This window comes from Rhizobium sp. PAMB 3174 (assembly GCF_052908375.1).
Genome location: NZ_CM128608.1, coordinates 3,803,595 through 3,816,079, shown reverse-complemented (window position 1 = coordinate 3,816,079; position 12,485 = coordinate 3,803,595). Strand labels below are relative to the sequence as shown.

General features: G+C 61.2%; 12 protein-coding genes and 1 riboswitch. Of the genes, 9 read left to right on the top strand and 3 right to left on the bottom strand.

Annotated elements, in window-relative coordinates:
• The first annotated feature begins 24 nt into the window (after window positions 1-24).
• From ACU5AY_RS18230 to ACU5AY_RS18190, 9 genes are all read left to right on the top strand, one after another.
• Window positions 25-573, top strand: a complete 549-nt coding sequence (locus ACU5AY_RS18230; RefSeq protein WP_446827256.1) for a gamma-glutamylcyclotransferase family protein — start codon at window positions 25-27, stop codon at window positions 571-573.
• Between the two features lie 61 nt (window positions 574-634).
• On the top strand, window positions 635-1,852 hold the full coding sequence (locus ACU5AY_RS18225) for a hypothetical protein (RefSeq protein ID WP_446827255.1): 1,218 nt from the start codon (window positions 635-637) through the stop codon (window positions 1,850-1,852).
• 166 nt (window positions 1,853-2,018) lie between these two features.
• Complete coding sequence (locus ACU5AY_RS18220) at window positions 2,019-3,200, top strand: COG1470 family protein (protein WP_446827254.1); 1,182 nt, start codon at window positions 2,019-2,021, stop codon at window positions 3,198-3,200.
• On the top strand, window positions 3,197-4,141 hold the full coding sequence (locus tag ACU5AY_RS18215) for an ABC transporter ATP-binding protein (protein WP_446827253.1): 945 nt from the start codon (window positions 3,197-3,199) through the stop codon (window positions 4,139-4,141). The genes ACU5AY_RS18220 and ACU5AY_RS18215 overlap by 4 nt, the downstream gene beginning before the upstream one ends.
• Complete coding sequence (locus tag ACU5AY_RS18210) at window positions 4,128-5,084, top strand: ABC transporter permease (RefSeq protein ID WP_446822465.1); 957 nt, start codon at window positions 4,128-4,130, stop codon at window positions 5,082-5,084. Before ACU5AY_RS18215 ends, ACU5AY_RS18210 begins: the two co-directional genes overlap by 14 nt.
• A 178-nt stretch (window positions 5,085-5,262) precedes the next feature.
• Window positions 5,263-6,102, top strand: a complete 840-nt coding sequence (locus tag ACU5AY_RS18205; protein WP_446827252.1) for an AAA family ATPase — start codon at window positions 5,263-5,265, stop codon at window positions 6,100-6,102.
• Window positions 6,103-6,345: 243 nt separating this feature from the next.
• A riboswitch (SAM riboswitch) is annotated at window positions 6,346-6,425 on the top strand.
• A 79-nt stretch (window positions 6,426-6,504) separates the two neighbouring features.
• A complete protein-coding gene (gene metA / locus ACU5AY_RS18200; protein ID WP_446827251.1) occupies window positions 6,505-7,449 on the top strand; it encodes a homoserine O-acetyltransferase MetA in 945 nt (314 codons plus the stop codon).
• Window positions 7,450-7,473: 24 nt separating this feature from the next.
• Complete coding sequence (locus ACU5AY_RS18195; RefSeq protein WP_446827250.1) at window positions 7,474-8,658, top strand: vWA domain-containing protein; 1,185 nt, start codon at window positions 7,474-7,476, stop codon at window positions 8,656-8,658.
• An 87-nt stretch (window positions 8,659-8,745) separates the two neighbouring features.
• A complete protein-coding gene (locus tag ACU5AY_RS18190) occupies window positions 8,746-9,771 on the top strand; it encodes an aldose epimerase family protein (RefSeq protein WP_446827249.1) in 1,026 nt (341 codons plus the stop codon).
• A gap of 67 nt (window positions 9,772-9,838) precedes the next feature.
• On the opposite strand, the gene ACU5AY_RS18185 is transcribed toward ACU5AY_RS18190, so the two are convergent.
• The 3 genes from ACU5AY_RS18185 to fdxA all read right to left on the bottom strand — a co-directional run bounded on the left by ACU5AY_RS18185 (window position 9,839) and on the right by fdxA (window position 12,310).
• Complete coding sequence (locus ACU5AY_RS18185) at window positions 9,839-10,699, bottom strand: RNA polymerase factor sigma-32 (RefSeq protein WP_446822460.1); 861 nt, start codon at window positions 10,697-10,699, stop codon at window positions 9,839-9,841.
• Between the two features lie 317 nt (window positions 10,700-11,016).
• Window positions 11,017-11,592 (bottom strand): CarD family transcriptional regulator, encoded by a 576-nt coding sequence (locus tag ACU5AY_RS18180; RefSeq protein ID WP_261928430.1) that lies wholly within the window; start codon window positions 11,590-11,592, stop codon window positions 11,017-11,019.
• Window positions 11,593-11,971: 379 nt separating this feature from the next.
• Entirely contained in the window at window positions 11,972-12,310 is a 339-nt protein-coding gene (gene fdxA, locus ACU5AY_RS18175; protein ID WP_446822459.1) for a ferredoxin FdxA, read from the bottom strand.
• Window positions 12,311-12,485: the final 175 nt, after the last annotated feature.

Below are 12,485 nucleotides of genomic sequence, written 5' to 3'. Positions count from 1 at the left end.
CTCTACTTCGCCTACGGGTCGAACATGCTGCCGGCGCGGCTTTCCGCGCGCTGCCCGAGCGCCCGGGTCGTCGGCATCGGTTCGATAGCCGGCTATGCGCTGGATTATTCCAAGCGTGGCCGGGATGGATCGGGCAAGGCGACGATCGTTCCGGCGGAACCGGCGGACCGGGTCCACGGCGTGCTTTACCGGCTTCTGGCCGATGATATCGTGCTGCTGGACGAATTCGAAGGATATCGGCGCGGCTATGACCGACTGGACGAAGTGCCGGTCGAGCAGGCAGGCGCCTCAGACGTGCGGACAGCCTGCACCTACATCGCCGAAGATGATACCCGCGATGCGGACCTTCTTCCCTTCGACTGGTACCGCGCCCTCGTCATCGCCGGCGCCGTCGAAAACGGCCTGCCTCGCCCTTACACCGAAAGTACCCTCGTCGTTACCGCCGTAGCAGACCTCAACGAGCGCCGGCAATCGCAGCTGGAAGCGCTTCGGCTGCTGAAGGACGGCGGCCATGCCCACCTTCTGGAGCCGCTGACGGCGCCCCATTTCAAGCTCATGCATCTGCGCGGCTAGGTCGGCTCCGTTCAAAGTCCAAGGCTATCCATCGCCCGCTTGAGGGGTTAAGCATCGGATCATGTCGACCAACATCATCATGATCCTCACCGCCGCAATCGCGGCGATCATCCTCTTCCGGCCGACGCTGCTCGCTTCGCCGACATGGCGGGCGACGGTGACACCGCTTGCCTCGATCATCGGCTCCGGTTTCCTCGTGGCCGGTCCCGTCCTTGCCCATGTCGCCGGCAACTGGGCCTGGGCGGCCATGCTGTTCCTCTGCGTTGCCGCCTACATGTTCGGGGCCGCGATCCGATTCAACATCGCGCATGTGGAAGAGATGATCGAGGCCGGTGAGACGGGGCCGATCCTGTTTCTCGAACGCGCCTCCGATCTGGCGCTTGCCTTCGCCTATTTCATCTCGGTCTGCTACTACATCAATCTCTTCGCCTCCTTCGCGCTGAAGGCCGACGGCATCGTCGATCAATGGACAGGCAGGATCATCGCGACCGTCGTCATCGGCGCACTTGGATTGATCGGCACGCTGCGCGGCTTGCGGGCGCTGGAGCATGTCGAGGTCGCCGCCGTCGCCATCAAGCTGGCGCTGATCGCCGGCCTCATCACCGCTCTCGCCTATGCCGCCTTCCTCGCGTTCAACGGCGGCACGTTTCATCTGGCGGAAATCAACCACGACACCGGCGGGGAAAGGCTGAGCGTCCTGCTCGGACTGATCATTCTCGTCCAGGGCTTCGAAACCTCCCGCTATCTCGGAAACACCTATGACCGCCGGACGCGCATTCGCACGATGATCTACGCGCAGGGGATCGCAACGGCGATCTATCTCGCCTTCATCCTGCTGGTCACGCCGTTCTTTCCGACGGACCTGCCGGCCGTCGGCGGCGAGACTCAGATCATCGACATGGTCGCCTCGCTGGGCAGCGCGGCCGCCCCGCTCGTCATCCTGACGGCCCTCGCATCGCAACTTTCCGCCGCCATGGCTGATTTGAACGGCGCCGCCGGGCTCGTCAACGGTGCGACACGCGGACGCATTCCGGTCAGGGGCGGCTATCTCGCGACCGCGCTGGTGGCCATCGCGGTCACCTGGTCGGCCGACATCTTCGAGATCATCTCCTATGCTTCCAAGGCATTCGTTCTCTACTACGGAATCCAGTGCGTTCAGGCACTTTTGGCAACATTGGAAGTAAAGAAGCGCGATATATTGCCGCAGAGAATTGTGTTTATCGCGGGTATAGCGCTTGCCGTTCTGGTGCTTGTTTTCGGCACGCCGGCCGCTGCTTAAGGCTTTTCTGACATTACGAGCTTGTAATTTTCCTGCCCGACTTTGGTCACATTTCGGGCAAAGCGTTTCCTTGTTCGCGCCACGGTCCGACCGGCCGGGGAGCGGGCACGCCACCACAACGAAGTCGAAAACAAGCCTCTAAGAAATCAGATTCGGGAGTGATGCGATGAATCGCTTACGCCGCCTTTCATCGGTGACCATGGTTACCGGTGCCGCCTTGCTGTGCTCAATTCCTGCCATGGCCCAGCAGGCCGACATGAAACCCTCGGGCCTCTGGCTCACCACCGATTATCCGGCCATTACCGAACGCATCGGGGAGGATGCGACCCTTTCCCTCAGTCTTGCCAATTCCAACGAACCGCCCGCCCGCGTCGAATTCAGCGTCAACGGCCTGCCGGACGGTTGGAAATGGGAGCTTGACGGCGGGGGCAAGCCGGTCAAGGCCGCCATGGTCACCCCGGACGAGAACCGCAGCCTGCAGTTGAAGGTCAGCGCGCCGAAGGACGTCAAGGCCGGCACCTACGACTTCACCGTCATCGGCCAGACCGCCGACGGCCAGTCGCTGAAGCTGCCGATCACCATGACGCTCGCCGCCGCCGACCCCGACAAGGTGACGATCGAACCGAAGCTTCCGGCACTCCGCGGCACGCCGCGGTCCAATTTCGATTTCGACCTGACGATCAAGAACGACAGCGCCGAAGACCAGACCTTCAACCTGCTCGCTGACGCGCCGGCCGGCTTCCAGACCACCTTCAAGGAACAATATGGCAGCCAGGAGCTGACCAGCCTGCCCTTCAAGCCCGGCGAGACCAAGACCGTGAAACTCTCGGTCACCCCGCCGCGTGACATTTCCGCCGGCCAGTATCCCGTCGCCGCCGGCGCTTCCAACGACAAGGTGAAGGCCGCAACCAAGCTGTTGCTCGACATCACCGGCCAGCCGAAGGTGGCGCTCGCCGCCCCCGAAGGCCGCCTCTCCGGCCGCGCCGAAGCCGGCAAGGAAGAAACCTTCGACTTCACCGTCTCCAACTCCGGTTCCGCACCGGCCGCCAACGTTGCGTTGAATGCCAGCGCGCCGCAGGGCTGGAAGATGGAGGTTGATCCGAAGTCCATTCCGGAACTCGCTCCCGGCAGCGACCAGAAGTTCGCCGTCCACATGACGCCCTCCGACAAGGCGATCGCCGGCGACTACATGGTCACCGTGTCGGCCCGCGGCGACGGCGTGTCGGATAGCTCCGACTTCCGCGTCACCGTCACCACCTCCACCATGTGGGGCCTCGCCGGCCTCGGCGTCATCGGCTCCGCCGTGATCGTTCTTGCTTTCGCGGTTGCCCGGTATGGCCGCAGATGAGCACGCCGGTCATAGAGGCGAAAGGCCTCCGGAAAGCCTATGGTCACCACATTGCGGTGGATGGCCTTGATCTGACAGTCGAGCGGGGCGAGGTCTTCGGCCTGCTCGGACCGAACGGAGCGGGCAAGACGACGACCATCCTGCTCCTGCTCGGCCTTACAGAACCCTCCGGCGGCGAGGTGCGTGTCCTCGGACACGACCCCTACCGCGATCCACTCGCCGTCAAGCGGCGGGTGGGCTACCTGCCAGATGCCGTCGGCTTCTACGACTCGATGACGGCCCGGGAGAACCTCGCCTACACCGCGCGGCTCGCCGGCATTCCCGGCGATGAGGCGGCAAGGCGGATCGTCGCGGCGATGGATCGCGTGCGTCTCGGCCATGTCATCGACCGCCGCGTCGCCACCTTCTCGCGCGGCATGCGCCAGAGGCTCGGCATTGCCGATCTCCTGGTGAAGGCCTGCGAGGTGGCGATCCTCGACGAGCCGACCTCGGGCCTCGACCCGCAGTCGACGCAGGAACTGCTCGACCTGATCGTCAAGCTTGCCGGCGAAGGCATGACCATCGTGCTCTCCTCGCACCTTCTGTCCATGGTGCAGTCGATCTGCTCGCGGGTCGCGCTGTTCAGGAAAGGCAAGGTCGGCCTGATCGGCAAGGTCAGCGATCTGGCAAGCCAGGTGCTCGGTGGCGCCTATGTCATCGAGATCGATGCCGAGAACTGCGATGTCGCGGCCGTTGGCGGCGCCATCGACGGAGTGAGCAACGTAACCACCATCGGCACCGGCCGCTACCGCATCGACGCGGCCCGCGACGTACGCGACGAACTGGCCGAAAAGATCGTGCAATCGGGCGGCAGGCTGAAGGGCATGTCCATGGACCGCTCGAGCCTTGACGAGGTCTATGTCCGCTATTTCGAGGAGGGTGACCGCGATGAAGCAGCGTGAAGGATCACCTTTCAAGGGTCTCGCAACCGTTGCCATGAAGGAGGCGGCCGATCACATGGGCAGCCCGCGCATGCACCTCGTCATGCTGCTGGTCATCCTGACGGCGATCGGCTCCATCTACGGCGCCATCGGCCAGATCAAGAACACGGTCGGGGAGGATCCCTTCCTGTTCCTGCGCATCTTCACCACCGCGCAGGACCCGTTGCCGTCGTTCATCGCCTTCCTCGGCTTCCTCCTGCCGCTGGTCGGCATCTCGCTCGGCTTCGACGCGATCAACGGCGAGTATAACCGCCGCACGATGAGCCGCATCCTGTCGCAACCGATCTATCGCGACGCGCTGCTTGCCGGAAAATTCCTCGGCGGGCTGATGGTGATCGGCATCTGCCTGATCACCCTCTGGCTGCTGGTCACCGGCATGGGCATTATCATGCTCGGCCTGCCACCTTCCGGCGAGGAAATCCTCAGGGGCCTGACGTTCCTGCTGATCTCGCTCGCCTATGCCGGTGTCTGGCTGGCGATCTCGCTCCTGTTCTCCACGCTCTTCCGCTCGCCGGCGACCTCGGCGCTGGCAGGCCTGACGCTGTGGCTGATCTTCACGATCTTCTGGAGCATGATCGCGCCGCTGATCGCCAGCGCCATTGCGCCGGCCGATCCCTTCAACCCGGTCACCATCGTTCACCAGGCGGAAATCGGTCAGGCGCTGTCGCGCATCTCGCCGAACACGCTCTTCGGTGAGGCGACGATGGCGATCCTCAACCCCGCTACCCGCTCGCTCGGCCTCGTCTTCATGAGCCAGTTGCAGGGGGCGATCATGGGCATGCCGCTGCCCTTCGATCAAAGCGCACTTCTGATCTGGCCGCAGCTTTCCGGCCTGATCGCAGCCATGGTCGTGGTTTACACGATCGCCTATGTCTCCTTCCAGCGTCAGGAGATCAGAGCGTAGGGCGTGCCGCCTGAAAGGCGGGGACCGGTTTTGGAGTAGCGGTGTTCTCCTTAGGCAGGCCGGTCTCCGCTTTCGCTCTGCAGAACCCGGCGGAAGTCAATTCCGCCGGGTTTTCTGTTGCCCGCGTCCGTCTCAGGCAATAGGTCTAAGGCTGTTGAACAGCGGGAACGAACGAACGATGCGTTTTGAAGGAACGGAAGAATACGTCGCCGGCAAGGACCTGATGACAGCGGTCAATGCCGCGATCCGGCTGGAGCGGCCGCTGCTGGTCAAGGGCGAGCCCGGCACCGGCAAGACGGAGCTTGCCCGCCAGGTGGCGAGCGCGCTCGGCCTCGACCTCCTCGAATGGAACATCAAGTCGACCACCAAGGCACAGCAGGGCCTCTACGAATACGACGCGGTCTCCCGCCTGCGCGACAGCCAGCTCGGCGACGAACGCGTCCATGACGTGAAGAACTACATCCGCAAGGGCAAGCTCTGGCAGGCCTTCGAGGCGGACCGCAAGGTCGTGCTGCTGATCGACGAGATCGACAAGGCCGACATCGAATTCCCGAACGATCTTCTGCAGGAACTCGATCGCATGGAGTTCCACGTCTACGAAACCGGCGAGACGGTCTCTGCCGCCAACCGGCCGATCGTCATCATCACCTCCAACAACGAGAAGGAACTGCCGGACGCCTTCCTGCGCCGCTGCTTCTTCCACTATATCCGCTTCCCCGACGCGGAGACGCTGGAGCGCATCGTCGAGGTTCACTACCCCGGCATCAAGCAGTCGCTGGTTCGCGCCGCCCTCACGCAGTTCTACGAGATCCGCGAGACGCCGGGCCTGAAGAAGCGCCCGTCGACCTCCGAGGCGCTCGACTGGATCCGCCTCCTCGTCGCCGACGACGTCGATCCGATGAGCCTGCGCGGCGATGCGAAGAACGCCCTGCCGAAACTGCACGGCGCACTGTTGAAGAACGAGCAGGACGTCCATCTTTTCGAACGCCTGGCTTTCATGGCAAGGCGAGACGGCTGAAGCTTTCGCTCACCAACACAAAGTCCCCTCCCCAACCCCTCCCCACAAGGGGGAGGGGCTATCTCCCGCGACACTCTTCACCCACCCCCTAACCTGATCATCAGGATGCTTATGGCAGCAGAGGCAGATTCGTCGGCAAAGCCCCTCCCCCTTGTGGGGAGGGGTTGGGGAGGGGCATGGCGCATGCCCACATTCCCCTGAGTGCGCTTTTTCTTGATTCTCATTCAACTTGGCGCTATTTCATAGGCGTTCCGTGGTGATTTGGCCGGCCGGCTTGCAGCCACGTTAAAGAAGTCGCTAAAAAGGGCCGCGGACAAACGAATGTTCCAAGGACCGGTTGCGATTTCGCCGCCGGTTTTTTTGTCTTTGGGCTATCGCCCGACCGCATGAAGGATGACTACGATGCCGATCAGAATTCCAGACGAACTCCCCGCCCGCGACATTCTCGTGCGTGAAGGCGTTAAGGTCATGGATGAGAAGACGGCGCTCCGGCAGGACATCCGGCCACTGCAGATCGGCCTCCTGAACCTCATGCCGAACAAGATCAAGACGGAGACGCAGATCGCCCGCCTCGTCGGCGCCTCGCCGCTGCAGGTCGAGCTGACGCTGGTGCGCATCGGCGGCCACAAGGCGAAGAACACGCCCGAGGACCATCTGATCTCCTTCTACAACACCTGGGACGAGGTGAAGGACCGCAAGTTCGACGGCTTCATCATCACCGGCGCACCGATCGAGACGCTGCCCTTCGAGGACGTCACCTATTGGGATGAGTTGAAGCAGATCCTCGACTGGACCGAGACCAACGTCCATTCGAGCTTCTTCATCTGCTGGGGAGCGATGGCGGCGATCTGGCACTTCCACAAGGTGCCGAAATACAATCTGCCGGCAAAGGCCTTTGGCGTGTACCGCCACAAGAACCTCAAGCCGGCATCGCCCTATCTCTCCGGCTTCTCCGACGACTTCCAGATTTCCGTCTCGCGCTGGACAGAGGTGCGCAAGGAAGACCTGCGCGCAGGCTCGGGCCTGGAGCTGCTGATGGAATCGAACGACACCGGCGTCTGCCTCATTTCCGAGGAAAAGTGCAACCGGCTCTACATCTTCAACCACGTCGAATATGACTCGACGACGCTGGCGGAAGAGTATTTCCGCGATGTCGAGGCCGGCACGCCGATCAAGCCGCCGCACAACTACTTCCCGGATGATGATCCGACCAAGCAGCCGCTCAACCGCTGGCGCAGCCACGCCTTCCTGCTGTTCGGCAACTGGATCAACCAGGTCTACCAGACGACACCCTACGATCTCGCCGAGATCGGCCTCGACCGGATGGATCAGCGGCTGACAGGCTGACCGCGCCGGCCTATAGTCGCCTGCATGTTCATCCCGTTCTTCCTGAGCCTGAAGCAAGCCGGTGTCCCCGTGACGCTGAAGGAGTTTCTGACGCTGCTGGCAGGCATGGAGGACGGACTGGTCGACTATGATGTAGAGGCCTTCTACTACCTCGCCCGCACAGCGCTGGTGAAGGACGAGCGCTTCATCGACCGCTTCGACCGGACCTTCGCCGAATATTTCCGCGGAGTCGAGGCCGTTTCAGGTTCGGAAGCGGGTCCGACGGACGCCGCCATACCCGAAGAGTGGCTTCGACGGCTCGCGGAAAAGCATCTGACGGAGGAAGAAAAGAAGCTCGTCGAGAGCCTCGGTGGCTTCGAAAAGCTGATGGAAACGCTAAAGGAGCGGCTCGCCGAGCAGAAGGAGCGCCACCAGGGCGGCAACAAGTGGATCGGCACCGCTGGCACCTCGCCCTTCGGTGCCTATGGCTACAATCCGGAAGGCGTGCGCATCGGCCAGGAAACCTCGCGCCACCGCCGGGCGGTCAAGGTCTGGGACCGCCGCGACTTCGCCAATCTCGACGACACGGTCGAGCTCGGCACGCGCAACATCAAGGTCGCGCTGAAACGGTTGCGGCAATGGGTGCGGCAGGGAGCGCCTGACGAGCTGGACCTCAACGGCACCATCCGCGCCACCGCAGAACATGGCTATCTCGACGTCCAGACGCGGCCGGAGCGGCGCAACGCCGTCAAACTTTTGATGTTCTTCGATATCGGCGGCTCGATGGACGATCATGTCCGTGCCGTGGAAGAGCTGTTTTCCGCGGCCAAGGCGGAATTTCGCCACATGGAATATTTCTACTTCCATAATTGCATCTACGAGGACGTCTGGAAGGATAACAACCGCCGCTACGGCGAGCGCACCCCGACGATGGAACTCCTCAATACCTACGGACCCGACTACAAGGCGATCTTCGTCGGGGATGCCTCCATGGCGCCCTACGAGATCACCCATCCGGGCGGTTCCGTCGAACATTGGAATGCCGAGGCGGGGGCGGTCTGGCTGAGACGGATTACCGACCACTTCCGGAAATCGGTATGGCTCAATCCCGTCAAGGAATCCTATTGGCACTACACCACGTCGATCGGCCTGCTGAACGGCCTCATGGCAGGCCGGATGTTTCCCCTGACGCTTGGCGGACTGGAAAAGGCTACGCGGGAATTGTCTTGAAGTCTGCCCTGCTCCATGTATGCAATTGCCTGCTTCCAGCAGGCGGCACGAAAGTCAATCAACCGAAATGACGAAGAGGAATGGGAGATGACGGTCAAACCGTTGGAGCGTGAAATTTTCGGCCATACGGATGCCGGCGAGCCGGTCTATCGCGTGACGATCCGCGGTGGCGGACTGACTGCCAACGTCATGACCTGGGGATCCGTCATCCAGGATCTTCGCCTCGAAGGCCACCAGCCGCCACTCGTGCTTGGGTTCGAAGACTTCGGCAGCTACCCGAAATATTCCTCCAACTTCGGCGCCACACCGGGCCGCTGCGCCAACCGCATCGCCGGCGGCAAGTTCACGCTCGACGGCAAGGCCTATCAGCTGGATCTCAACGAGAAGGGCGTCAATCACCTGCATGGCGGCGCCAACAACATCGGCAAGCAGAACTGGGTGATTGCCGATCTGAAGGAAGACAGCGTTCGCCTTGAGATCGTCGATCCGGACGGCCGTTGCGGTTACGCCGGCAACTGCTCGATTTCGGCAACCTACACGGTTCACGGCGACGGCGTCCTGTCGGTCGTATACGAGGCGACGACGGACCAGCCGACGCTCGCCAACCTCTGCCAGCACAGCTATTTCAATCTGGACGGCAAGGCCGACATCCTCGACCACGACATGCTGATCGCCGCCGATTACTATCTGCCGACCGATGCGAACCTGATCCCGACGGGAGAACTTCGGCCGGTTGGCGGGACGCCGTTCGACTTCCGCCAGATGCGGCCGATCCGCATGCTCGAGGACGGCAAGCAGGTCGGCTACGACCACAATTTCTGCCTGTCGACGGAGCGTGGCGCCAAGCGCGCCGTGGCGCTGGCCAAGAGCAGCAGTTCGGGGGTCGCCATGGAAGTGCGCACCACCGAACCCGGCGTGCAGTTCTACGCCGCCGTCAAGCTCGCCACACCGGTCCCGGGCCTTGAAGGCCGTACCTACGGCGCGTTTTCGGGATTGTGCATGGAGACCCAGGTCTGGCCGGACGCCATCAACCACGAGAGCTTTCCCAGCCCCGTGCTGCGTCCAGGTGAGGTGCTGCGCCAGGAAACCGACTACGTCTTCACGAAGGGTTGAAAACCCAAGCCAAAATAAAAGCGGCCCCGAACGGGGCCGTTTTTTGCAAGTATGATGCGACCCGCGTCTAAAGCATGGCGAGCATCGGATCGGCCGACATAAGAGCGGCCTTGAGCTTTTCCATCGCCCGGTTTTCGATCTGCCGGACACGTTCCTTGGAAATCCCGAGTTCGGAACCCAGTTCTTCCAGCGTCACGCCGTCTTCGGCGAGCCGGCGGGCGCGGATGATCTTCATTTCCCGGTCGTTGAGCGAGTCGAGCGCATGGGTGAGCCATTCGCGGCGGCGTTCGCTGTCGATCATGTCGGAGACCTGCTCGTCCGGCAGCGGCTCATCGCTCGCCATCATGTCGATGCGCTCGCTGCTGTCGTTGTCGCCGGCAATCGCCGGCGCCTGCAGGGAGGCGTCCGGGCCGGAAAGACGGGCATCCATGGTCTGCACGTCGGACACGCTGACGCCGAGCGCGGAGGCAATTTCCTGGTGGATCGCCTGAGCCGTCAGGTGCGTGTCACCCTGGGCAAGCTTGGCGCGCAGCCGCCTGAGGTTGAAGAACAGGGCCTTCTGCGCCGAGCTGGTGCCGCCGCGGACGATGGACCAGTTGCGCAGGATATAATCCTGCATCGACGCGCGGATCCACCAGCTTGCATAGGTTGAGAAACGCACTTCACGTTCAGGATCGAAGCGAGCGGCCGCCTCCAGGAGACCCACATGGCCTTCCTGAATGAGGTCGCTGAGCGGCAATCCGAAATTACGAAATTTGTTGGCCATCGAAATAACCAGGCGCATGTGCGACATGGCGATGCGGTTGCGCGCACCCTGGTCGTGGCTTTCCTTCCAGCGCACAGCAAGATCGTGTTCCTCCTCGCGGGCGAGGTACGGAGCGCTTCTGGCTACCCTGCTGAGCTGACGGTCTATGGCAATGCTATTCATCAGACTTCTCCTGGGGCAATTAAAGTCTTAAATCTATGAAAAGCGCCAAACCCCAATGGGTTCAGGTCGCTTCATCCTTATTCATCCGCGCAACCTACGTCGGTACAACGATCCAACCGCGAAATTGTTCACTACCCGCCAGCAAGAAAACAATTAATAAGTCAGGCGAACAATTATTATGTGAACCCAGTTTCGCGGCAATGCAATGGCAGAGGAAAAAAATCACACGAATGTGAGAGTTTGGGAGGTCTCTTCAAAAAAATAAAACCCGGCGCTGAGGCCGGGTTTTGGGAGATCGCAGGTGATGCAATCAGCGCTTACGCGGCTTCTTCTTCTTCCTGGGCAGCATCGTCTTCGACAGACTTGCCGCGCTTCGGACCCTTGGCAAGATTGACCTCGATCAGGCGGACGGCCTCGGTCTCGGACATCTTGTTGACGGCGGCGATTTCGCGCGCCATGCGATCCAGGGCAGCTTCATAGAGCTGACGCTCCGAATAGGACTGCTCCGGCTGGTTTTCGGCGCGGTAAAGGTCGCGAACGACTTCGGAAATCGAGATCAGATCGCCGGAATTGATCTTGGCATCATATTCCTGCGCGCGGCGCGACCACATGGTGCGCTTGATGCGGGCCTTGCCCTGGACGACCTTGAGGGCGCGATCGACGAAATCCGTCTCGGACAGCTTGCGCATACCGATGCTCACGGCCTTTGCCACCGGAACCTTGAGGCGCATCTTGTCCTTCTCGAAATCAATCACGAAAAGTTCGAGCGTCATGCCCGCCACTTCCTGCTCTTCAATGGCGGAGATCATGCCGACGCCATGAGCCGGATACACGATGGATTCGCCGGTCTTGAAGCCGTGGCGCGTCGAAGATTTTTTCTGCTGGGTCGTCATTCGATTCAAAAACTCCCTGTTACACTGCCGGCCCAACAAGGCCGGAGTCGGGTCAGTGAGGCCCGGATAAATGAAATGCACGGACGGGTACATTTCCTCTGCTCTGGTCGAATGCATGCAGAGAACAAAACGCTCCGAAGCTCGAAATCTGTAGACAGCATCAACGACGATGCCGATTTCGCGTGCGAATTGTTTTGTAGCTTTCGTGATTATTGAGGCACATAGCTGCCGCGTGGTGGACCAGATAGAGAATGTCTACCACAAAAATATGATAAAATCAATCAATACATGCCCGTCGGGCATCCCCGACGGTTGACCGCCGGCGTGCGGCGGAATCCTTCAATCGCAACCTTCCGTAACGGAAGGAAATACTCTCCGCTCAATCGCCAGAACCGGGCTTCTCGGAGAAGAACTTTTCAAACTTGCCTTCCACGCCGTCCATTTCGGTCGCTTCGGGAAGCGGGTCACGTTTGGTCGTGATATTTGGCCAGATTGAGGCGTATTCCGTATTTATTTTCAGCCACTTGTCGAGACCCGGCTCGGTATCCGGCTTGATCGCCTCGGCGGGACATTCCGGTTCGCAGACGCCGCAATCGATGCATTCATCGGGATGGATGACCAGGAAATTCTCGCCTTCGTAGAAGCAGTCCACGGGGCAGACTTCGACGCAATCTGTGTATTTGCAGCGAATGCAGTTATCCGTCACGATATATGTCACGAGACACTCCAGCTATGCTAATTTGGACGATCAGCCCTGACGTCCAGAAATACCGGGGAGCGCGGTTATCCGGCGCTCGACCGGAGAATCCAATGCGCTCATTTCATTTGTGAGGTAACGGCTTTGATCCCTTATGGCAAGGGCATTCCGTTTCCGATTTCGGCCTTCTGGAGGC